Below are 21,541 nucleotides of genomic sequence, written 5' to 3' on the forward strand. Positions count from 1 at the left end.
CACGAGGGCTGGGCGCCGAAGCCCGCAGTGTGGTTTCTGTCGCGAGCCGGCTCAGGAGCCGAACAGGGAGCCGAGGCTGCCGGCGCCGCCGGCCTTGACCGTGATCTGGGGGCCCTTGCTGCTGTAGTTACCTGGCCCGCGGGATCCGATGTATTCCATGCCGGAGTTGAGCTTGGCGCCGATGACGCAGTTCTCGCCGACCTTGTACTGGGCGGTGAAGGTGACGGGACTGGCCTGCGTGACGGTCGCCTGGTAGCTGGTGGCCATGAAGTCGGCGGCGATGAAACCGGGCTTGATATCGAGGTGGGGCTCGACCGGCTTGCCGTTCATCTTGGCCGAGTCGTAGACGTAGGTCAGACAGGCGTCGTGATAGTCCTTGACCCAGTTGAGTCGTTCCTCGACAGCCTTGGTTCGCTCGAACTTCGTTGTGACCGTGATGGTGTCGCCCACAGCGGGGGCGGCGTTGCTGACCCCGCGGGTGAACCGGGTGGACCCTTCGTCCCAGGTGACCGAGGCAGGGGCGGCGCCGGCGATGCCACCACCGAAGAGGGCCAAAGCGCCGACCGCGAATGTGGTTGCCGCGCCGGCGGCGACGCCGCGCGTGAGTGTTCGATGTGCCATGGGTATTCCCTTTCGGTGGCGCGGCGCCACGACGCCTACGCGTTCTGTTTTCAGGGGTGGTGCTCCGGCGCCGCGCTCGACCGCGGCGCCGGAGCGGGAGGCCGGCGCTAGCTGCCGGCGAGGTTCTTGATGATCTTCGTGAGGGTGTCGGCGGCGAAGTCCGAAGCCGAACCGGTGGAGCTGAGCTGGCCGCCGGAGGAGCCGAGACCGGCGCTGTCCGCGCTGCCGGTCGCGGCTTCGCCCGGGTTCTTCTCCCGCACGGTGAAGCAGGCGGCCAGGTCGGGTTTGGTCGTCCCGACGCCGACGGTGCCGCCAACAGCGGCGCCGCCGCTGAGGACGGACGCGCCGGTCTGGACCCCTGCCGGAACCGTGTAGGTGAACTCGGCGGTCACCGGGTTGCCGGAGTTGACGAACCACCCGGTGCTGCTCACGCGCCAGCTGCCATCCCCGTTCGGCTGCGGGGTGACGTTCTCGGTCTTCTGTCCCCCGGGGAGGTGGTAGGCAGTGACCTTGGCCGTGGGCGTACCGAAGCCGGCCGGCGGGAAGTCCGCGATGGAGTTGACGTACGGGTTCCCGATGCTGGTGGTTCCGACCACGATCTTGTAGGTGACCTTGGTCCCGGCGGCGGCCTCGGCGGCCGAGACGGACTTGTCGTAGGTGTGGGTGATCCCGACGGTGCTCCAGTCATTCTTCTGCGAGTGACTGGACTGCTGGCAGTCCGGGTTGGCGGCGTTCGCGGTGCCGACACCGACCCCGAGGAGGGCTGTCGGCAGTGTGGCGACCGCCGCGAGAGCTGCGATACGACGAGCGGATTTCGTCTGCATGGGGATTTCCTGACTTCTCTTCTGGTGCGGTCGGGCCGGCGGCCGACCGGGGTGGTTGTCACGGTGGCCGGGCGGTCCAGCCACCGTGTTCAACGGGTTCTCGACCACTCCGTGTCGCCGGTGGGGCAATGGCGATAGATCAAGAGAGGGGAGGTGGCGGCGCCGGTGCACCCTCGGGAGTGGCACCGGCGCCGAGCCGTCAGCTGAGCGAACCCAGCGTCTTGATGGCGTTGATGATGGTCGTGATCGAGTCGATCGCCGCAGACAGGTTGCCCATGATTTCTCCTTGATGATGTTGTGATTCCCTGTGACCGCAACGTGATGTGTTGCGGCGGAGTATTTTCTATCACACCGAATTGGCCTGTGTAAGGGGTTTGATCGGGAGGTTTTTCGGCCCGTGCATTTCGTTCTGTAACGTCGCGTATCAATAATGGCAATCGTTGATTGGAATTCATCGAGCGTTCATGGTTGCGCCCGGCGGGCTCGCTGCACGCCAATGGGACCGACGCCCCGCGTGTGAGCGGGAGGTCGGCCTTGCGTAGGAACTATGTGTCGTTGTTGCAGTTAGATGCCGATGCGTGGCGTTGGGGCAGCGGTTGGATCGAGGCTCAGGACCGCTGGGGTGGCGTAGCTCTCGGCAGTCCTGAGCACTGCCGCGTCAGCCCGGTGAATTGAATTCTAGATCGAGTCGACGTCGTTTTTTATGGCACCACTCCGGTATAGGTGAAGTGAACTATTCGAGATTCAATGAATTAAAGAACGCTCCCTGTGGGCACGTGCGAAAGCGCTATCAATCCCGGTCTCCGTCGTCTGGCCGAGATAGTGCTGTTACCTTCGGGGAGCGTTCAGTTCCCTGTCGCTCGCACGCCGCCGGATGCAGGACTGCGGGCGAGCGTGCTGGCGTTGCCGTCGCGCACGGCACGCGGATCGCCGCAAGCTCATTCCAATGGCCACCGGGCGCAGTCGATTCGGTGCGTACCCGTGGTGCAGTGGCCGCTGCGAACAAGATCGTCATCGCAGGCGACGCGGGTGAGGTCTCGGCCTCGTGCTGCCATGTTCCACCTCTTCCGCTGGGCGGGCGCCCAGGACCAACCCGCGCACGGCGGGTCCGACCGTGCTACCCGATGGGCGATGCGCGAAACGTCGCGCGGGCCGGATCGGCCGTTCGCGGGATTCGCGCGGGTCAACGCGCGGTCGCCAAGCGCAGGTCAGGTGGGACCGGCGCGTTCATCGGGCTGGACGATCCATACGGACGTCCAGCACCAAGAACCCTATGGCCGGGTGGTTCGGAAGTGAAACATCCATTTCTGCATGGATTGACAAGGTCCCGTTGTCAGTAGGGGATGAGGGTGGGCATCGTCCGCTCGTCGAGGTCCGGTTCTTCCAGCCTCTTGACCAGGTCGGGGCGCCCGTCGCGCACCTGGATGGCGGCGTCGACGAACGAGTGCACCAGGGCCGAGTCGGTGTCGCGCGGCCACGCAAGCGCGACCTCGCTCGGCTCGGCATCGGCGATCGGCAGGATCTTCACCCCTGGATACTGAACCCAGCGCGCGGCCGCCACCGTCACCACGATGCCGACGCCGGCCGCCACCTTCTGGCACTCCTCGAGCAGTGCCGTCGAGCGGGAGACGATTCGCCCGGGCTTTCCGCCTCTGTGTGCGTCGAACTCCCAGAAGGCATTCCACACCGGGTCGGTGGTCACCGCCCCGAACAAGAGCTCGTCGATCACGTCGGCCACCTCGACGCTGGTGCGATCGGCGAGGTGGTGATCGGCCCGCACCATCGCGACCAGCGGCTCGGTGAACAGGTGCTCGAAGTCGACACCGTCAGTCGTCAGCGGGCGCCGCACGAACGCCACGTCAACCGACCGGTCGTTCAGTCCGGCGGACGGGTCGTCGTAGTTGAACTGACGCATCTCGATCGTCACCCCGGGGTGCCGATCGCGGAACGCCGACATGATCGGCTCGGTCAGGGTCAGCGCCGCGCCCTCGAGGAACCCCAGCACCAGTCGCTGGTTCTCGCTGCGGTCCGTCGCGCGGGCGCGCTCGGCGGCGTCGTCCAGGGCCGCCAGCAGCGCGCTGGTGTCGTCGAGGAACACGGCACCTGCGGCGGTCAGGGTCACGCTGCGCGTGGTGCGGACGAGCAGCGTCACCCCGAGGCTCTGTTCCAGCTGCTTGATCTGCGCACTCAGTGCCTGCTGTGCGATGTGCAGTTTCTGCGCGGCGCGGGTGAAGCTCAACTCCTCTGCTACTGCAACGAAATAGCGAAGTTGACGCGTCTGGAGCTCCATGGCGGGGGAGTGTATGACCGATCCAGGTCCGTGTCACAAAAAAACGAAGGTCAGCGCCCCCGCCGCGGGGGTAGGGGTGGGGCGTCGGTCGCATCCGGTCGTGCTCCCCGCCGGTCCGCCTCGGCCCTGGCGCGCGCCAACCCGCCGTGCTCCAGCGCCGCCACAGCCGACTCGCCGCACCAGACCGTCCGGTGCCCCCGGCGGACCGTCACCGACATCCGCGCGCCCAGGTGTTCCAACGCGCCGGGGACGTTGCGCCGCTCGGCGGGCAGCGGAACCGGTAGGACGTGCGCGTCGCCGATCGTCCCGTGGCCCTCGATGTCCACGCTCCAGCGCGGGCTCCGGCCGCGGAGCGTCCAGTGCTCGTCGGTCACCTGGGCCCGGACGGGGGAGACCACCGGATCGCCGAGGCGCAGCAACCGTCCGTCCGGCAGCAGGACCACGACAGCGGTCACCTCGGTGCGCAGCGGTCCGGCGCTGACCTGGCCGCCCGCGAAGGCGACGCACACCCGCGGCTCCGCGAAGCCCTGCGCCTGGCCCCACCACCAGGAGTCGGGGAATCCGGCTCGGCCCCAGTTCTTCTCGGCGTACACCTGGGCACCGGTGAGGTCCCACTCCTCGCCGCCGAGCACCGCGGTTCCCTCGGCGCGCCCACCGAGCAGCCACGGGTGCCAGTACTGGTCGAGCGCCGGGATCGTCTGGAAGACGCTCGAACCGCCGAGGACCCGGCGTGGCCACGGCCTCGGATGGGTGATCCGCACGTCGAGCCCGGCGTCGGGACCGAGGTCCACCCGTAGTCGGTCGGGTTCGCCGCGGAACGCCTCCCCGGCGGCGGCGCCGAGCCGGTGGGGGTCGGCGGCCGCGACCGGATGCGCGGCGGTCCGCAGGAAGGCGCCCGGGTGCGCGGCCAGGCCCAGGGTGGCCCAGTTGCCGTCGGCGGCCCGGTTGATCCCGCACAGCGCGATCACGACCCGGCCCGACTCGGGCAGGGTGAACCGCCAGAAGTAGCCCTCCATGGCGACGCCGTGCGCGGCCAGGGGATCACCGAACGGCAGGTCGGCCCCGGTGCGGCGGTAGGCGTCGAGCAAGCGCGACATCGCTCAACGGTAGCCGGGGCCGACCCGATTGGTGGGCGGGTTGCGGCCGGGGCCGCTCCACCGCTGGCACGACCGATGGCTGTGGCATCGCTCACATTTCGGTGCGGGCTCGCGCTCCCGGAAGCGGAATCCAGCCCTTATAGCCGTCCGCTATCAATGTTCAAACTATCTTTGATTGGTCTGATCAATCGACGGTCGATAGTGTCGAAAACGGACATACCAACACACCGTTCACGAATGAGGCTATGCATGTCGCTGATCAACAAGAAGATCAAGCCCTTCTCCGCCGAGGCGTTCAAAGATGGTGCCTTCGTTAGCGTTTCCGACGAGGACATCAAGGGCAAGTGGGCCGTCTTCTACTTCTACCCGGCCGACTTCACCTTCGTCTGCCCGACCGAGCTCGGTGACCTCGCGGATCACTACGAGGAGCTGCAGCGCCTGGGTGTCGAGGTCTTCTCGGTCTCCACGGACACCCACTTCACGCACAAGGCGTGGCACGCGTCGTCCGACACGATCGGCAAGATCCGGTACGCGATGATCGGCGACCCGACCCTGCAGATCAGCACCGACTTCGAGGTGCTCCGCGAGAATCAGGGCCTGGCCGACCGCGGCACCTTCCTGGTCGACCCGGACGGCGTCATCCAGTTCACCGAGGTCACCGCCGAGGGCATCGGCCGCAACGCCTCCGAGCTGGTCCGCAAGGTCAAGGCCGCCCAGTACGTCCGGTCGCACCCGGGCGAGGTCTGCCCGGCGAAGTGGGAAGAGGGCGACGACACCCTCGCCCCGTCGCTGGAGCTCGTCGGCAAGATCTGATTCGTCGACGGTTGTCCGCACCGGTGGCACGGTGCCTACATCCCGTGCCACCGGCACCGTCCCCTCGTGCGGCTCACCCGCGCCTCGGCTCGAGCTGAGAAGTTCGCCGACTCCCGTTTCTTCCGGTCACTGTTCTGCCAACTTTCGGAGTAGACCCTCATGCTCGAAGCCTCACTCGCAAACCAGTTGAAGACGTTGCTCGAGAAGGTGATCCAGCCGATCGAGCTGGTGTCCACCCTTGATGACGGCCCGAAGTCCGCGGAACTCGGCGGACTCCTCGACGAGATCGCCGGCATGTCGGACCTGGTGAGCCACTCCCGCACCGGCGGCGACCCGCGTCGGCCGTCCTTCGCGATCCGCCGCGTCGGCACCGACGTCGAGGTGCAGTTCGCCGGCATCCCTCTCGGACATGAGTTCTCGTCCCTTGTCCTCGCGTTGCTGCAGGTCGGCGGCCACCCCTCGAAGGAGTCCGCGGACCTGCTCGCCCAGGTGCGTGACCTCGAGGGAGACTTCTACTTCGAGACCTACTTCTCCCTCTCCTGCCAGAACTGCCCCGACGTGGTGCAGGCGCTGAACCTGATGTGCGTGCTGAACTCCAACATCAAGCACATCGCGATCGACGGCGCCCTCTTCCAGGACGAGATCGACAACCGGCAGGTCATGGCGGTCCCGACCGTGTTCCTCAATGGCGAGCCGTTCGGCTCGGGCCGTATGAACCTCGAGCAGATCGTCGGCCAGCTCGACAACGGATCGGCCGACCGTACCGCCGCGGCCATCTCCGAGAAGGACCCGTTCGATGTGCTGGTCGTCGGCGGCGGGCCCGCAGGCGCCACCGCGGCAATCTACGCCGCGCGGAAGGGGATTCGCACCGGAGTCGTGTCCGAGCGATTCGGTGGCCAGGTGCTCGACACCATGGGAATCGAGAACTTCGCCTCGGTGCCCTACACCGAGGGCCCGAAGTTCGCCGCCGAGCTGGAGAACCATGTCCGGCAGTACGACGTCGACATCATGAACGTGCAGAACGCCGCGAAGCTGACTCCCGCCGCCTCCCAGCAGGGCCTGGTAGAGGTCGAGCTCGCCAGCGGCGCGCGTCTGCTCTCTCGCAGCGTGATCCTGTCCACCGGCGCGCGGTGGCGGGCGATGAACGTGCCCGGCGAGACCGAGTACCGGAACAAGGGCGTCACCTACTGCCCGCACTGCGACGGCCCCCTCTTCAAGGGCAAGCGTGTCGCGGTGATCGGAGGCGGCAACTCCGGCGTCGAGGCGGCCATCGACCTCGCCGGCATCGTCGCGCACGTCACGCTGGTCGAGTTCGACTCCGAGCTGCGCGCCGACGACGTCCTGCAGCGCAAGCTCCGCAGCCTGCCCAACGTCGACATCCTGCTCAGCACCCTGACGACCGAGGTGCGCGGTGACGGCGCCAAGGTCACCGGCCTGGCCTACACGGACCGCACGACCGACGCGTCGCACGCCGTCGACCTGGACGGCGTCTTCGTGCAGATCGGGCTGCTCCCCAACACGGAATGGCTCTCCGGCACGGTCGATCTGACCCCGCGCGGCGAGATCATCGTCGACGACCACGGGCGGACGTCCGTTCCCGGCGTATTCGCAGCGGGAGACTGCACAACCGCCCCGTACAAGCAGATCATCGTCGCCGCAGGAGCGGGCGCGACCGCGGCGCTCGGCGCATTTGACCACCTCATCCGTACCAGCGTCCCCTCCGATGCGGAGGCGCCGGTCGTGGTGGCCGCCCAGTAACGGCGTCGCCTGTACCCGCCGGGCGACGCCGGCTCAGAAGCCGGCGTCGCCGACCACGGCGTGCGACTGGGTGACCTGTGAGACGAGCCTGCCGTCGTCGTCGGTGAGGTCGATGGAGACCAGGATCGTCTTGCGGCCGACGTGCAACGGGCGGGCGGCGGCGGTGACGACGCCGCGGCGCACCTGTCGCGCATAGACAGCGTTCGAGGCCGTCGTCACCCGCGCGGCGCCCGACGGGATGTTCAGGAACGCGGACACGGCGCCGACGCTGTCCGCGAGGGTGGTCAGCGCCCCGCCGTGCATGATGTGGTCCGCGGTGGTGAGGTCCTCGCTCCACGCCAGCCGGCCGACGACCTCGCCGGGGGTCGCGGAGACCAGCTCGATTCCCGACTTCACCGCGAACGGCATGGTCGCCAGCAGCTCGTCAAGCTCCATGAATCGATGCTAGACCCGCCGTCCCCCGCCCATGGGCAGATACGGTGATGCCGTGAGCACTCTCGAGGGGCGCCTCGACCCCTGGATCGCCCCGCATCTGGCCGCCTCCGCCCTGCTCGTGGTCGACACCCAACGCGACTTCGTCGACGGTGGATCGAGTCCGGTCCCCGGAACCACGCAGGTGCTGCCCGCGATCGCGCGGCTGCTCGAGGCCTACCGGGCCACGGGGCGCCCGATCGTGCACATCGTCCGGCTCTACGCGGGCGACGACGTCGACCTCGTCCGCCGGTCCGCCATCGCCGCGGGCGCGCGGATGGCGAGCCCGGGCACCGTGGGGTCGCAGATCGTCCCCGAGTTCGGCGTCGCGGACCTCGATCCGGACGTGCTCCTGGGCGGCGGGCTGCAGCAGGTCACGCCGACCGAGGTCGTGCTGTTCAAGCCGCGGTGGAGCGCGTTCCACCGGACGGAACTCGAGTCGCACCTGCGCGAGCGCGGCGTCGACACCGTGGTGGTGGCGGGCTGTAACTATCCGAACTGCCCGCGGGCCACCATCGTCGACGCGAGCGAACGCGACCTCCGCGTGCTCATCGCGGCCGACGCGATCTCGGGCGTCGACGACCGGCACCTCGAGGAGGCCGGGCGGATCGGCGCGGTGCACGCCACGGCGACGGAGATCGTCGCGGCGCTGGGCTGAGGTCGATTCAGCGGCTCGCCTGCGACGCGGCGGCCGTCGCGCCGAGGTCGGCCAGCGTGAGCGGATGCGCGGGCGGGCGGTCGAGGATCACGGCGCTGTCGATGTTGAGCTCCGCGTCGACGTGCAGCAGTTCGCCGGACGCCAGCGACCGCCACGCGGGGTTCTCGTCCATCCGCTCGCTGGCCACCACGACCGCAGGCGCCGAGGCCAATTCGCCCGACCGGACCCGGACGGTGCCCGCCGGGCTGGCGTGCTCCAGGTGCCTGCCGGTGTCCGGCCCGCGACTGAGCACCAGGAGCTGGTGGGTGTCGGGGTAGCGCAGCGCCCACAGCTCCGTCGCGGTGGTCAGCACGATGTTGATGGCGAAGATCGGCAGGTGCTCGGCGACCCAGCGGGCGGCATCTGTGATGCCCGCGGTGACGTCGCCGCCGCGGCCGTCGATGTGCTTGGTGATCAGCGCGAAGAAGCGCTCGGAGTCGGTTTCGCCCGCGACCGCCGATCGGTACGACCCGAGCTCCTCGTCCAACCGCGGCAGGTCCTCGATCACGCCGTTGTGCGCGAAGATCCGCCCACTCAGGCTGAACGGGTGGGTGTTGACCATCGCGAGCCCGCCGGTGGAGGCGTGCCGGATGTGGGCGACGAAGGTCTCGGACCGGCGTTCCCTCGCCTCCGTCGCGAAGCTCGCATCCGCGTAGGCGGGCAGCGGTTGTTTCTCGACGAGCGGTTCGCCGTCGGCGGTGAAGGTGCCGAGGCCGGTGCCATCGGGATCGCGTCGACTCTGCACGGCCAGACTGTCCGCGGCGTCGAGTAGCCAGAACGTGGCCTTGACCCGTGACGGTGCGCTGGTCATCCCGAACAAGCGGCACATGCACCCACGGTAGTGCGTTTCGCGCCTGTGTGACGCCGGCAGTGCTTCTAGTTCTCGGGCTCCTGCTGGGTGGTGCAGTGGATGCCGCCACCACCGGCGGCGATGCCGTCGATGTTGATCTGCACCACCTGGCGATCGGGGAACAGCCGCCCCAGCGTGGCCCTCGCGGCCGAATCTGCTTCGAGGTCACCGAATTCCGGGGCGATGACGGCGCCGTTGCAGACGTAGAAGTTGATGTAGCCGGCCGCGAAGTCCTCGTCGTCGTGCGTCGGCCGGACGTGCGTCGGGCCCTCGATCACCTCGACCTGGAGGGCCCTGCCGCGCGCGTCGGTTTCCGAGCGCAGGATCTCGAGGTGGGTGTGGGTGATCTCGTGATCGAACGAGTTCGGGTCGGTGTCCAGACCGGCAACGACCACGCCGGGCCGGGCGAAGCGGGCGTAGAAATCGGTGTGACCATCGGTGATGTCGAAGCCCGCGATGCCGGGCAGCCAGATGATCTTCTCGAGCCCCAGCAGATACTCCAGTTCCTCCTCGACGTCCTTCTTCTTCCAGCCCCGATTGCGGTTGTTGTTGAGCACGCAACTCTCGGTGATGATGGCCGTGCCCTGGCCGTCTACCTCGATGCCTCCGCCCTCGAGCACCAGATCGGTCGGCAGTGACTCCACCCCCGCGTGGCGCGTGACGAGGTCTGCAACGCCGCGGTCGCGGCGGCACTTCTGCTTCCCGCCCCAGCCGTTGAAGTTGAAATCGACGCCTGCCCTCGTGCCCTCGCCCTTGACGAACACCGGCCCGGTGTCGCGCATCCACAGATCGTCGAGTTGGGCCTCGATCAACTCGACGTCCGCGCCCCCGATCAGGTGGCGGGCGAGATCGATCTCGTGTGGGCGCACCAGCATGGAGACGGGTTCGAATTGGGCGATCGTCCGCGCGATGCGCGCCAGGTCGTGACGGGCCTGCGACAGCAGATGCCGACCCCAGACCTCTTCGCTGGCGCCGAATGCCATCCAGGTGCGCTCGTGTCGATCGCCCTCGTCCGGCATCGCCCAACGACGCCCGTCGTCCTCGCTGTTGCCGGAATCTCCGAGGAACAGGGCGGCGAGCGCGTCGCCCACCTGTGCGAATCGGCCCATACCCATTTCATCTCTCCTGATGTCGTGCGCCCTCGAGGCGATTTTGTCTGACCATCACACCCTAGCCTTGACTGAAATTTTGGTCAGGATAGGATGTGAAACAGCAGTCGCACGAACCCCCAGGCGGCGCGTCTACACAGGAGCGGGACCCATGCCGGGCACCCTCGACAAAGATCACAGGCCCTCGGGTCGTGGCTGGGGGAGAACAGGAAGATTCACGCGATGCTCAGACGACGATTCCTGCAATCGGGCCTGGCAGTGGCAGGCGGACTGCTGGTAGTGGGGTGCACGGACGGCGGGTCCTCGGCAGACGGTGGTGGCGACGACGCCGACCAGCGCGAGTGGTGGATGCCAGAAGAGGGCGACCCGCACAAGCGGACCTGGATGGCATTCGGTGCGAGCGAGGAAGTCTGGGGCGCCGAGTTGCTTCCCGAGGTTCGGCGCAACCTGGCGACGATCGCGCAGACCATCGCGCAGTTCGAGGCCGTCTCGATGCTGGTGCGCCCCGAGGAACTCGACATTGCCCGCGGACTCGTCGGTCCCTCCGTCGAGCTGATCGAGGCCCCGCTCGACGATCTCTGGATGCGGGATACCGGCCCGGTGTTCGTGAAGGGGAACGGGGCGAAGGCGGGAATCGACTTCAACTTCAACGGCTGGGGTGAGAAGCAGGACTTCGACCAGGATGCGGGCGTGGCGGCCCTCGTCGCCGCGCGCGCCGGGGTCGAGTCGTTGCCCACCGACCTGATCCTCGAGGGCGGTGGCATCGAGGTCGACGGCGAAGGAACCGCGATCATCACCGAAAGCTGTGTGCTCAACGACAATCGGAATCCCGGGTGGTCGAAGGAGGATGTCGAGGAGGAGCTGGGGTATCTGCTGGGGCTCGAGAAGATCATCTGGCTGCCCGGCATCGCGGGCAAGGACATCACCGACGGCCACACCGACTTCTACGCCCGTTTCGCCCGTCCGGGCGTTGTGGTCGCCGGATACGATCCGGACCCGGAATCGTTCGACCACGACGTCACCGCCCGCCATCTGGAGATCCTCAAGGCCGCGACCGACGCGCAGGGTCGCGCGCTCGAGGTCGTGGTCCTCGATGCGCCGGGCACGGTCAGGCCGGAGTTCGAATCCGACGACTTCGCGGCCGGTTACATCAACTTCTACGTCTGTAACGGCGCGGTGATCGCCCCCGAGTTCGGCGACCCCGAAACCGACAAGGTTGCGAAAGAGGAACTGGAGCGTCTCTTCCCCGACCGAAAGGTGGTGCAGATCAACATCGACGGCATCGCCGCGGGCGGTGGCGGTATCCACTGCACCACCCAGCAGGAACCGGCGGACTAGAACCGATCGAGGATCGCTGGTCGAAATCAGGGGCGCCGGTTTCGACGTGGTGTCAGTGCGTCGAACCGGGCGGCCCGAAGGCGTCCGTAGAGTGAGGTGTCGTGGCAGACCGTCGAACACAGATCATGGAAGCAGCGGTCCGCGTGATCGCGCAGGACGGAGTGCGCGGCCTGCGGGTCGAAAAGCTCGCCGCCGAGGCAGGTGTCTCCACCGCCCTGATCTATTACCACTTCCAGGACAGGTCAGGGGTGCTGCGCAGCGCCCTCGACCACATCAACGACCGGGCCGAGCGCTACGCCGGCGACGCATCCACCTCAGCGGACCCACGGGCGCAGCTTGAACAGATGCTCCTGCTCGAGATCCAGAGCGCGCCCGAGGTGCGGGAGAACAGCATCGCCTGGGGTGAGCTCAGGGCGAGCGCCGTCTTCTCCGACGACCTGCGGGAGCCGCTTCGCGCAACCACCGAGGCGTGGGCGCGCGATGCCGAAACCCTCATCCGGCACGCACAGGCCGCGGGTCTGGCGAGCCCCGCGGCCGACCCTGCCGACGCAGGCGAGCGCCTCACCGCCCTGGTCGAGGGCCTCAGTGAACGCTGGCTGAGCGGCTCGATGACACTCGAGCGGGCGCGACATCTGCTCGCAGGCGCGATCACCGTGGAACTCGGCCCGGCCGCCTCGTGAGCACGACCGGCGTCGTGGGTCGGTGAGGCGAGGCTCGCGCTGCCGGTGGCCTTCGCCGACGGGGTCACCCGCCGGGTCGGACCTCAGCCCGGCCTCGATGGCGGCGAGATCGGATCGGGAGTGGGCGACTCGGCGGGTGGTTCTGCCCGCGCCCCCGCGATGACGGTGGCGATGACGCAGAGCGCGATGATCGCCTCGGTCCAGAGGAAGGCCATGTAATCCAGCAGTGACCCGATGGGCGGGGCTCCTGGCGCGGTGTTGCGGAAGGCGGCGAGGGCGAACAGCGTCGCAGCCATCCAGCCGAGGGCGGGCCAGACCAGGCCAAGCCGCCGGGAGGTCAGGAACCGGGTGCCGATCACGACGGCGATCGCGAGCGCCCACATGGCGGCCATCATGAAGATGGCGTAGATCAGAATGCTGTTCGAGCGGCCGACGCTGACCTCGAAGGCGGCGGTATCGGCGGTGTCGGCGACCTCGACGGTGGGGTGGAACAGGGCATCTCTGTTCGACAGTGTCGGTGACCGGGACCGGGCGATCGCCCTGGCGTGCGGCGAATTCGATGTCGGTCAGGTAGCTGTCGAAGGGGTAGTCGGTGATGGAGCCGCCGGACAGCGCGACCGGGACATCGACGGTGGTGACTCGTGTGTCCGCCCGAAATATCAAGTCTTGCTGGATATCTGGCGAGGTCAGGAGTGTGAGCTCCTCGTTCGGGCTGAGTCCGCCGTCGTCGCTGAGCGCGCCACGTGGCGTGACGAGGACTCGAAGTGTGAGTTCTCGCGCGGCCGCGTCCACCCGCTGTACCGAGGCCTCGATGTCGATCCTGTCGGCGGGTTCGGACGTTCCTGCGGCATAGGCGGTGTCCGAGTCGTGCCGTTCGCCGATCTGGAGCCAGATTCCCGCGGCTATCGCGGCCACCGCCGCGGCTGCCGTCACCGGCAGGAACAGACTTCTGCGACCCGAGGGCGGTTGCTTCGTCCGCATGAGCAGTTCTCCGCATTGTGGTGCTCGGTGACGGTTGTCGTGCCCCTCATCCTCGAACGGCATCGAGGGGTGACGACCCCGTTCGACTGCTACCCTGCGAGGGCAGACTGAAAATTCAGTCAGTGGCGCATGAAACTGAAGGGACGCCGCTGGGCAGAAACCCGATGGGTGTCGGGTGCGCTCATCGAGAGGGAGAAAGTACGTGGATGGAACCTCTTTTGGGCGGTACCGCCTGCAGGAGCTGATCGGCGAGGGCGGCATGGGGAAGGTCCACAAGGCCTACGACACCCTCACCGACCGGATCGTCGCGTTGAAGGTGCTGCACGAGCACACCGCCGCGGACCCGGGGTTCCGGGAGCGGTTTCGCCGCGAAGCGCACGCGGCTGCCCGCCTGAGCGAGCCTCATGTCGTCCCCATTCACCACTACGGGGAGATCGAGGGTCGTCTGTACCTCGACATGCGCATGATCGAGGGCACCGACCTGAAGACCCTCCTGGCCCTGCACGGGCCGATGCCCCCGGCTGTGGCAGTCTCCGTCGTCGAACAGGTGGCGGCCGCATTGGACGCCGCGCATGCCGCCGGTCTGGTGCACCGCGACGTCAAACCCTCCAACATGCTGGTCAGTGCCCGAGACTTCGTGTACCTCATCGACTTCGGTATCGCTCGATCCGCCCAGGACAAGGGCCTGACGAGCACGGGGGCCACGATCGGCACCTTCCACTACATGGCCCCCGAACGATTCACCACAGGGCAAGGCGACGCACGGTCCGACGTCTATGCGTTGGCCTGCGTGCTCCACGAATGCCTGACCGGCGCGCACCCCTACCCGGGGGAAAGTCTCGAGCAGCAGATCTCCGGGCATCTGACCGCGGCCCCGCCGCGGCCCAGCCAGGTCCGGCCCGGGGTGCCCGCCGGGTTCGACCAGGTCATCGCACAGGCAATGGCGAAAAGCCCCGACGACCGGTACTTCACCGCGGGGGGCCTCGCTGCGGCCGCGAAGCGCGCCCTTGTCGCCGAACCGCACACGAACACTGCGGCCACAGCGGTCATCGACCCCGGCACCGCCAGAACCGTGAACATCGGCAATCCTCGACGACCGAGGTCGTTTCCTGCGACCGCGCTGCTGCCGGGGAGGGACTCGACTTCACAACCGGGCGGTGGTTCCGACACCTCTGCACCGACTCCGGGTCGGCGGACGAGCACGAAACGGAAAGTCGGCCTGCTCGCGGCGGCGGTGGCGGTCGTTGCCGCGGGTGCAGCCGCGGTCGGCTACGCCGCCGTCGACGTCCCACCACCAGCCATGCCGGTCAACGCACGCCCGGCGCCCGTCGGCGAACCGGTTCGACCCATACCGACCCGGTCGGCAGCGGCCACCCCCACCCAGCCGACGAGACAATCGGTGCCGATCCCCGACCCCGGTGGCGACGCAGGCACGGACAGCGGTCTGCCCGCGCCCACATCGCCCGAGGACCACTACTACGCCGATCCCTACGCCGATCCCTACTACTTCGAGTAGGTCGCGACGCCACGGCCGTCTCCTGCCACCGCGAGAGGCCGGCCCGTCGAACCCGCCACCCCCAGGGCCGAAGGTCGGACTCCGCGCGGGGGGCGCAGAATGGCCGGCATGGCTATCCGGGAAACCGTCAGCATCGACGGCACGTCCATCGTCTACCGCGTCGAGGGTGACGCTGCCGCCCGTCCGCTGGTGCTGCTGCACGGCTGGGCGCAGTCGCTGCGGTGCTGGGGCGATGGCGTGCTCGACGCGCTCTCCGCCAAGTACCGCGTGATCGCCGTCGACCTGCGCGGCCACGGCTACTCCGGCGCGCCCGCCGACGGATACGACGACCCGAAGATCTGGGCGTCGGACGTCGAGGCGGTGCTCGCCGCCGAGCGCATCGAGTCCGGCGCGGTGCTGCTGGGCTGGTCCTACGGCGGCCTGGTGATCTGCGACTACCTCGCCGAGTTCGGTGAGGCCGCGGTGGATGCGATCGTGCTGGTCGGCGCCATCACCAGCATCGGGCCCGGGCAGAAGGGCGGCCGCGTCGGATCGTCGATGCGCGCGGCCATCCCGGCCGCGATGTCCGAGGACCCGCGCGAGTCGATCCGTGCGCTCGGCAGTTTCGGCACCGCCCTCACCGGCCCGGCCGAGGGCAAGGGCGTCGCCTCGCAGGCGCTGTTCGGGGCCAGCCTGTCGACGCCCCCTCGGGTGCGCGCGGCGCTTTTCACCCGCGCGGTGGGGCACGACGAGCTGCTCACGGGCCTCACCGTGCCCGCGCTGATCCTGCACGGCACCGCGGACACCGTCGTCGACGTCTCCGCCGCCAGGCACGCCGCCGAGCTGATCCCGGCCGCCACCGCGTCGTACTGGGAAGGCTGCGACCACGGGCCGTTCGTCGAGGACCCGCAACGCTTCGTCGCCGAGGTCAGCGAGTTCGTCGACGCGCTGTGACGCGGCCAGGGGGCTCGGCTTCGCCGCGCGTGATCGCCACAGGGCAAGATGGAGCCGTGACCCCAGCGCAGAATCATCGGTTGCGGAGGGTGGCCGTTCTCTCGGTCCACACCTCTCCATTGGCGCAGCCGGGGACCGGTGACGCGGGCGGCATGAACGTATACGTGCTCCAGACCGCGCTGCAGCTCGCCCGCCGGGGGGTCGAGGTGGAGATCTTCACCAGGGCGACCTCCTCCGCGGACGCACCGGTGGTCGAGGCCGCGCCTGGCGTGCTGGTCCGCAACGTCGTCGCGGGCCCGTTCGAGGGTCTCGACAAGCACGACCTGCCCACCCAGCTGTGCGCGTTCGCGGCCGGGGTGCTGCGCGAGGAGGCGCACCACGAGCCGGGGCACTACGACCTGGTGCACTCGCACTACTGGCTCTCCGGCCAGGTCGGCTGGCTGGCCCGCGACCGCTGGGGCGTCCCGCTGGTGCACACCGCGCACACCCTCGCCGCGGTCAAGAACGCCGCACTGGCGGACGGGGACGTCCCGGAGCCGGTCGCGCGCCAGATCGGGGAGCAGCAGGTGGTGGCCGAGGCCGACCGCCTGATCACCAACACCGCCGACGAGTCCAAGCAGTTGATCGACATCTACGGCGCGGACCCCGGCAGGATCGACGTGGTTGCCCCCGGCGCTGACCTGTCCCGGTACCGGCCGGGTGACCGCGCGGCGGCACGGGCCGAGCTGGGACTGAACCCGAACGAGCTGATCGTGACCTTCGTCGGCCGGATCCAGCCGCTCAAGGCGCCGGACGTGCTGCTGCGTGCCGCGGCCGCCCTGATCGAGCGTGAACCGGCGCTGCCGCTGCGGATCGTGGTCGTCGGCGGGCCCTCGGGTACCGGGCTGGACCGGCCCGATTCGCTGATCGACCTGGCCGCCTCGCTCGGCATCACCGCCAGGGTCACCTTTCTGCCGCCGCAGCCGCCCGAGCGGCTCGCGCAGGTGTACCGCGCGGCTGATCTGGTTGCGGTGCCGAGCTATTCGGAGTCCTTCGGACTGGTCGCGATCGAGGCGCAGGCCTGCGGGACACCGGTCGTCGCGGCCGATGTCGGGGGACTGGGGGTCGCCGTACGGTCCGGAGAGACCGGGCTGTTGGTGCCCGGCCACCGCACCGACGACTGGGCCGGTGCCCTGCACTCGCTGCTCGCGGATCCCGGCCGGCTGGCCGAGATGGCGCGCCGCGCGCCGCTGCACGCGGAGGACTTCTCCTGGGAGCACACCGCCGACGGGCTGCTCCAGAGCTACAAGCGGGCGAACGCCAGCTACCGCAGGCTGCCCGAACACGCGCCGCGCCGCGGCCGCGGACTGTGGAAGCTGCGCCGAATGGGGGGAGTGCGGGCGTGACCGACATCGCGAAGCTCATCGACGCCGAACTGGCCGAGCGGGAGCTCGAGTACACCCGCAAGGGCGAGGGTCAGTTCGTCGTGGAACTGCCCGGCGAGCGCAAGCTCAAGACCACCTGCCTGCTCACCGTCGGTGCGCACGGGGTCCGGGTCGAGGCCTTCGTCTGCCGCAAACCCGACGAGAACTTCGAGGGTGTCTACCGGTATCTGCTCCGTCGCAACCGCCGGCTGTACGGGGTGAGCTACACGATCGACAAGATCGGCGACATCTACCTGCTCGGGCAGATCTCCACCCATGCCGTCACAGGGTCGGAACTGGACCGGGTGCTCGGTCAGGTGCTCGAGGCCGCGGACGGCGACTTCAACACCCTGTTGGAGCTCGGGTTCGCCACCTCGATTCGGCGGGAGTGGGACTGGCGGGTCTCGCGCGGCGAGCCGCTCACGAACCTGCAGCCGTTCGTGCACCTGATGTCCGCTGACCAGGTCCGGGCTGCCGGCTCCGACTGAGGCGGGGCGCCCCGGTTCGGGGTAGGGTTTCGGCGATCCTGTGACGGCTGTCACAGGTGTGATAACTGTTTCTATCTGTCACAGTTACCTGGTTCGTCAACCCTGTCGCCGCACCACTCGAGGAGAGGCCCCCGTGAGCTTCAAGAGCCCCTATCCCGACGTCGAGATCCCGAACCTGAGCGTCTACGACTTCCTGTTCGGTCAGGTCTCGGACGCCGACCTGGACCGACCCGCGCTCATCGACGGCGGCTCGGGCGCGGAGACCACCTACCGCACACTCATCGGTCAGGTCGACGCCGTCGCGGGCGCGCTGGCTGCGCGCGGACTGGCCGTCGGCGACGTCGCCGCGCTGCATTCGCCGAACGTCCCGGCGTTCGCGTCCGTGTTGCACGGCATCCTGCGTGCGGGCGGCACGGCCACCACGATCAACGCCCTCTACAACGCCGAGGACATCGCCAAGCAGCTCACCGACTCCAAGGCGACGTTCCTCTTCACCGTGTCGCCGCTGCTGCCGCAGGCACTGGCGGCCGCCGAACAGGTCGGTATCCCGGCCGATCGGGTCATCGTGCTCGACGGCGCCGAGGGGCACCCGTCGCTGCGGGACCTGCTCACCCAGGGCGCCCCGGCCCCCGAGGTCAGCTTCGACCCGGCCACCCACCTCGCGGTGCTGCCGTACTCGTCGGGTACCACCGGCCGCCCCAAGGGCGTGATGCTGACCCACAGGAACCTGGTGGCGAACGTCTGCCAGATCCACCGCGGATGGGCATCAGCGCCGACGACCGGATCCTGGCCGTCCTGCCCTTCTTCCACATCTACGGGCTCACCGTGCTGCTCAACGCGGCGCTGTTCGAGCGCGCCACCCTGGTCACGATGCCGAAGTTCGATCTCGTCGAGTTCCTGCGCAACGCCTCCGAGCGCAAGTGCACCTACATCTTCGTGGCGCCGCCGGTGGCGGTCGCGCTGGCCAAGCACCCGCTCGTCGACCAGTACGACCTCTCCTCCGTGCACACCATCTTCTCCGGTGCGGCGCCGCTCGACGAGGAGCTGGGCAAGGCGGTGGCGAACCGGCTGAACTGCCGCGTCCGCCAGGGCTACGGCATGAGCGAGCTGAGCCCCGTCAGCCATGCGATCGCGCTCGAGGACGACCACGTCCCGCTCAGCTCGGTCGGCAAGCCGATCGCGAACACCGAGAACAAGCTCGTCGACCCGGCCACCGGCGAGGAGGTCGCGCTCCCGTCCGCGGGCGTCAGCGCACCGGGCGAGCTGTGGGTGAAGGGCCCGAACGTGATGGTGGGCTACCTCGGCAACGACGCGGCCACCGCCGAGACCCTCGACGCGGACGGCTACCTGCACACCGGCGACATCGCGACCGTCGATGCGGGGGGCGTCGTGTACATCGTCGACCGGCTCAAGGAGCTGATCAAGTACAAGGGCTACCAGGTGCCGCCCGCCGAGCTGGAGGCGTTGCTGCTCACCCACCCGCAGATCGCCGACGCGGCGGTGATCGGCGTGCTCGACGATGAGGGCGAGGAGGTCCCGAAGGCGTTCGTCGTCCGTCAGCCCGATGCCGAGCTCTCCGGGGACGAGGTCATCGCGTTCGTCGCCGAGCGGGTCTCGCCCCACAAGAAGGTCCGCATCGTGGAGTTCATCGACGCGGTGCCGAAGTCGGCGGCGGGCAAGATCCTCCGCAAGGACCTTCGTGCGAGCGAAGCGACGCGGGGTTAGGCGCAGCGCGAGCTAGCTCCCGGCGGAGGGCGGGGTCATCTCGAGCCGGACGCCGAGGAGCCGGACCTCGCGGTCGTGATCGAGTCGCTCGGTCAGCGCCGCGGCGGCGTCGGCGATCACCACCGGGTCCAGCGTCGGCTCGGCCAGGGGTGCCCCGGTGGTGTGGGTGTCGAACGGTGCGTACCGAACCTTCAACGTGACCCGGACCGCCGCTCGTCCCTCCGCCCGCAGGTCCTCGGCGACCCGCTCGGCGAGCAGACGCACCTCGGCCGCCACCTGCTCGGGGTCGGAGAGATCGTGCTGAAACGTCGTCTCCCTGCCGTGGCCGCGGGCCACGTAGGCCTCGGCGGTGACCGTCTCGCCGCCGAGGCCGAGGCCGAGCCGGTGCAGCCACGGTCCGGTGGTCGGGCCAAGGGCGGCGGCGAGCTCACCGTCGGTGGCGTCGGCCAGCTCGCGGACGGTGTGAATGCCGAGGGCGGCGAGCTTTCTCGCCGTCTTGCTGCCGATTCCCCACAGCGCGTCCGTGCCGCGATCGCCCATCACCTCGAACCAGTTGTCCGCGGTCAGGAGGTACACGCCCCGTGGCTTGCCGAAGCCGGTAGCGATCTTGGCGCGCAGCTTGTTGTCGCCGATGCCGACCGAGCAGTGCAGCTCGGTCGCCTCGAGCACGGCGGACTGGGCGGCGCGGGCGAAGCCGACCGGATCCTCGGTGGCGACGCCGAGGAACGCCTCGTCCCAGCCCAGCACCTCGACGACCGCGTCCAGCCCGCGCAGGGTGTCCATCACCCGCTGCGAGGCAGCGGTGTACGCCTCGCCGTCGACGGGGAGGAACACCGCGTCGGTGACCTCGCGCGTGGCGAGCCTGCGCGCGGCGACCCGCAGCGGCATCCCCGATCCGATCCCGAACTCGCGGGCCTCGTACGACGCGGTGGAGACCACGCCGCGTTCGGTGGGGTCGCCGCGCCCGCCGACGATCACCGGCAGGCCACGTAGTTCCGGGCGGCGCAGGACCTCGACGGCGGCGACGAACTGGTCGAGGTCGACGTGCAGCACCCATCGGTCGCGTGTGCCCATTCACTCAGTCTGCGTCCGGAGCCTTCCCCGTGTTGGGCGCATGTCAGGATTGTGGGCATGAGTACCGGAACCCTTGTGCTGCTCCGCCACGGCGAGAGCGAATGGAACGCCATGAACCTGTTCACCGGCTGGGTGGACGTGCCGCTCACCGACAAGGGCATCGGGGAGGGCAAGCGGGCGGGCCAGCTCCTCAAGGAGCACGACGTGCTGCCCGACGTGCTGTACACGTCCCTGCTCCGCCGGGCGATCAGCACCGCGAACATCGCCCTCGACGCCGCCGACCGGCACTGGATCCCGGTCGTGCGCGACTGGCGTCTGAACGAGCGGCACTACGGCGCGCTGCAGGGCAAGAACAAGGCCCAGACCAAGGCCGAGTACGGCGACGACCAGTTCATGCTGTGGCGTCGCAGCTACGACACCCCGCCGCCGCCGATCGAGGCGGGTACCGAGTACAGCCAGGACGCCGACCCGCGCTACGAGGGCCTCGACGAGGTCCCGCTGACCGAGTGCCTGCTCGACGTGGTCAAGCGCCTCATCCCGTACTGGGAGGAGACGATCTCCGCGGACCTCAAGGCGGGCAAGACCGTCCTGATCACCGCGCACGGCAACTCGCTGCGTGCCCTGGTCAAGCACCTGGACGGCATCTCGGACGAGGACATCGCCGGGCTGAACATCCCGACCGGCATCCCGCTGCGCTACGACCTCGAGGTCGCGGTGGACGGCAGCCTCACCCCGCTCAACCGGGGTGGCACCTACCTCGACCCGGAGGCGGCCGCCGCAGGCGCAGCCGCGGTCGCCAGCCAGGGCGCGAAGTAGCCCACCCCGAGTCCCGATGCGGGCCCGGCTCTCACGAAGAGCCGGGCCCGCATCGCA

General features: G+C 68.9%; 18 protein-coding genes and 2 pseudogenes. 11 read left to right on the forward strand and 9 right to left on the reverse strand.

Going from position 1 to position 21,541, the window contains the following annotated elements:
- Positions 1-51 precede the first annotated feature (51 nt).
- The 4 genes from ACWFRB_RS04060 to ACWFRB_RS04075 all read right to left on the reverse strand — a co-directional run bounded on the left by ACWFRB_RS04060 (position 52) and on the right by ACWFRB_RS04075 (position 4,832).
- On the reverse strand, positions 52-621 hold the full coding sequence (locus tag ACWFRB_RS04060) for a hypothetical protein (protein WP_452639033.1): 570 nt from the start codon (positions 619-621) through the stop codon (positions 52-54).
- Positions 622-728: 107 nt separating this feature from the next.
- Positions 729-1,445: a hypothetical protein gene (locus tag ACWFRB_RS04065; RefSeq protein ID WP_452639035.1), complete on the reverse strand. Its 717-nt coding sequence runs from the start codon at positions 1,443-1,445 to the stop codon at positions 729-731.
- 1,333 nt (positions 1,446-2,778) lie between these two features.
- Complete coding sequence (locus tag ACWFRB_RS04070) at positions 2,779-3,735, reverse strand: LysR family transcriptional regulator (RefSeq protein ID WP_452639037.1); 957 nt, start codon at positions 3,733-3,735, stop codon at positions 2,779-2,781.
- A gap of 50 nt (positions 3,736-3,785) precedes the next feature.
- Positions 3,786-4,832: a tocopherol cyclase family protein gene (locus ACWFRB_RS04075; protein WP_452639038.1), complete on the reverse strand. Its 1,047-nt coding sequence runs from the start codon at positions 4,830-4,832 to the stop codon at positions 3,786-3,788.
- A gap of 249 nt (positions 4,833-5,081) precedes the next feature.
- Between ACWFRB_RS04075 and ahpC the strand changes: the two genes are divergently transcribed.
- Both ahpC and ahpF read left to right on the forward strand, forming a co-directional pair.
- On the forward strand, positions 5,082-5,645 hold the full coding sequence (ahpC, locus tag ACWFRB_RS04080) for an alkyl hydroperoxide reductase subunit C (protein ID WP_027503297.1): 564 nt from the start codon (positions 5,082-5,084) through the stop codon (positions 5,643-5,645).
- 159 nt (positions 5,646-5,804) lie between these two features.
- Positions 5,805-7,403, forward strand: coding sequence for an alkyl hydroperoxide reductase subunit F (gene ahpF, locus ACWFRB_RS04085; protein ID WP_452639040.1), 1,599 nt, complete (start codon positions 5,805-5,807; stop codon positions 7,401-7,403).
- 33 nt (positions 7,404-7,436) lie between these two features.
- On the opposite strand, the gene ACWFRB_RS04090 is transcribed toward ahpF, so the two are convergent.
- A complete protein-coding gene (locus ACWFRB_RS04090) occupies positions 7,437-7,838 on the reverse strand; it encodes a PaaI family thioesterase (RefSeq protein ID WP_027503299.1) in 402 nt (133 codons plus the stop codon).
- A 52-nt stretch (positions 7,839-7,890) separates the two neighbouring features.
- Here ACWFRB_RS04090 and ACWFRB_RS04095 point away from each other — a divergent pair, with 52 nt between their 5' ends.
- On the forward strand, positions 7,891-8,532 hold the full coding sequence (locus ACWFRB_RS04095) for an isochorismatase family cysteine hydrolase (RefSeq protein ID WP_452639042.1): 642 nt from the start codon (positions 7,891-7,893) through the stop codon (positions 8,530-8,532).
- 7 nt (positions 8,533-8,539) lie between these two features.
- Here the strand turns inward: ACWFRB_RS04095 and ACWFRB_RS04100 are convergent, their stop codons facing one another.
- The gene (locus ACWFRB_RS04100) at positions 8,540-9,400 is read right to left on the reverse strand and encodes a class II glutamine amidotransferase (protein ID WP_452639043.1); all 861 of its coding nucleotides are present in this window, start codon (positions 9,398-9,400) and stop codon (positions 8,540-8,542) included.
- Between the two features lie 47 nt (positions 9,401-9,447).
- On the reverse strand, positions 9,448-10,536 hold the full coding sequence (locus tag ACWFRB_RS04105) for an agmatine deiminase family protein (protein ID WP_452639045.1): 1,089 nt from the start codon (positions 10,534-10,536) through the stop codon (positions 9,448-9,450).
- A gap of 216 nt (positions 10,537-10,752) precedes the next feature.
- Here ACWFRB_RS04105 and ACWFRB_RS04110 point away from each other — a divergent pair, with 216 nt between their 5' ends.
- A complete protein-coding gene (locus tag ACWFRB_RS04110; protein ID WP_452639047.1) occupies positions 10,753-11,868 on the forward strand; it encodes an agmatine deiminase family protein in 1,116 nt (371 codons plus the stop codon).
- A 101-nt stretch (positions 11,869-11,969) separates the two neighbouring features.
- Positions 11,970-12,548, forward strand: coding sequence for a TetR/AcrR family transcriptional regulator (locus tag ACWFRB_RS04115; RefSeq protein WP_452639048.1), 579 nt, complete (start codon positions 11,970-11,972; stop codon positions 12,546-12,548).
- Positions 12,549-12,631: 83 nt separating this feature from the next.
- Here the strand turns inward: ACWFRB_RS04115 and ACWFRB_RS04120 are convergent.
- A pseudogene (locus tag ACWFRB_RS04120) lies at positions 12,632-13,790 on the reverse strand (DUF4436 family protein).
- On the opposite strand from ACWFRB_RS04120, the gene ACWFRB_RS04125 reads away from it, so the two are divergent.
- From ACWFRB_RS04125 to ACWFRB_RS04145, 5 genes and pseudogenes are all read left to right on the forward strand, one after another.
- Positions 13,732-15,045 (forward strand): protein kinase domain-containing protein, encoded by a 1,314-nt coding sequence (locus tag ACWFRB_RS04125; RefSeq protein ID WP_452639049.1) that lies wholly within the window; start codon positions 13,732-13,734, stop codon positions 15,043-15,045. The pseudogene ACWFRB_RS04120 and the gene ACWFRB_RS04125 sit on opposite strands and share 59 nt — an antisense overlap.
- A 108-nt stretch (positions 15,046-15,153) precedes the next feature.
- Positions 15,154-15,978 (forward strand): alpha/beta fold hydrolase, encoded by an 825-nt coding sequence (locus tag ACWFRB_RS04130; protein ID WP_452639051.1) that lies wholly within the window; start codon positions 15,154-15,156, stop codon positions 15,976-15,978.
- 29 nt (positions 15,979-16,007) lie between these two features.
- Positions 16,008-17,363, forward strand: a complete 1,356-nt coding sequence (gene mshA / locus ACWFRB_RS04135) for a D-inositol-3-phosphate glycosyltransferase (protein WP_452639052.1) — start codon at positions 16,008-16,010, stop codon at positions 17,361-17,363.
- Positions 17,360-17,869 (forward strand): YbjN domain-containing protein, encoded by a 510-nt coding sequence (locus ACWFRB_RS04140; RefSeq protein ID WP_452639053.1) that lies wholly within the window; start codon positions 17,360-17,362, stop codon positions 17,867-17,869. The genes mshA and ACWFRB_RS04140 overlap by 4 nt, the downstream gene beginning before the upstream one ends.
- A 133-nt stretch (positions 17,870-18,002) precedes the next feature.
- A pseudogene (locus ACWFRB_RS04145) lies at positions 18,003-19,594 on the forward strand (AMP-binding protein).
- 12 nt (positions 19,595-19,606) lie between these two features.
- Here ACWFRB_RS04145 and ACWFRB_RS04150 read toward each other — a convergent pair.
- Positions 19,607-20,668, reverse strand: a complete 1,062-nt coding sequence (locus ACWFRB_RS04150; protein WP_452639054.1) for a DNA polymerase IV — start codon at positions 20,666-20,668, stop codon at positions 19,607-19,609.
- Positions 20,669-20,716: 48 nt separating this feature from the next.
- On the opposite strand from ACWFRB_RS04150, the gene ACWFRB_RS04155 reads away from it, so the two are divergent.
- The gene (locus ACWFRB_RS04155; protein WP_452639208.1) at positions 20,717-21,484 is read left to right on the forward strand and encodes a phosphoglyceromutase; all 768 of its coding nucleotides are present in this window, start codon (positions 20,717-20,719) and stop codon (positions 21,482-21,484) included.
- The last annotated feature ends 57 nt before the right edge of the window (positions 21,485-21,541 follow it).

The sequence above is a fragment of the Rhodococcus sp. NPDC055112 genome (genome assembly GCF_053607505.1).

Bases quoted from the DNA above. Each gene is read 5' to 3' on its own strand.
- ACWFRB_RS04060 (WP_452639033.1), bottom strand. From the start codon at position 621: ATGGCACATCGAACACTCACGCGCGGCGTCGCCGCCGGCGCGGCAACC.
- ACWFRB_RS04065 (WP_452639035.1), bottom strand. From the start codon at position 1,445: ATGCAGACGAAATCCGCTCGTCGTATCGCAGCTCTCGCGGCGGTCGCC.
- ACWFRB_RS04070 (WP_452639037.1), bottom strand. From the start codon at position 3,735: ATGGAGCTCCAGACGCGTCAACTTCGCTATTTCGTTGCAGTAGCAGAG.
- ACWFRB_RS04075 (WP_452639038.1), bottom strand. From the start codon at position 4,832: ATGTCGCGCTTGCTCGACGCCTACCGCCGCACCGGGGCCGACCTGCCG.
- ahpC (WP_027503297.1), top strand. From the start codon at position 5,082: ATGTCGCTGATCAACAAGAAGATCAAGCCCTTCTCCGCCGAGGCGTTC.
- ahpF (WP_452639040.1), top strand. From the start codon at position 5,805: ATGCTCGAAGCCTCACTCGCAAACCAGTTGAAGACGTTGCTCGAGAAG.
- ACWFRB_RS04090 (WP_027503299.1), bottom strand. From the start codon at position 7,838: ATGGAGCTTGACGAGCTGCTGGCGACCATGCCGTTCGCGGTGAAGTCG.
- ACWFRB_RS04100 (WP_452639043.1), bottom strand. From the start codon at position 9,400: ATGTGCCGCTTGTTCGGGATGACCAGCGCACCGTCACGGGTCAAGGCC.
- ACWFRB_RS04105 (WP_452639045.1), bottom strand. From the start codon at position 10,536: ATGGGTATGGGCCGATTCGCACAGGTGGGCGACGCGCTCGCCGCCCTG.
- ACWFRB_RS04110 (WP_452639047.1), top strand. From the start codon at position 10,753: ATGCTCAGACGACGATTCCTGCAATCGGGCCTGGCAGTGGCAGGCGGA.
- ACWFRB_RS04130 (WP_452639051.1), top strand. From the start codon at position 15,154: ATGGCTATCCGGGAAACCGTCAGCATCGACGGCACGTCCATCGTCTAC.
- ACWFRB_RS04150 (WP_452639054.1), bottom strand. From the start codon at position 20,668: ATGGGCACACGCGACCGATGGGTGCTGCACGTCGACCTCGACCAGTTC.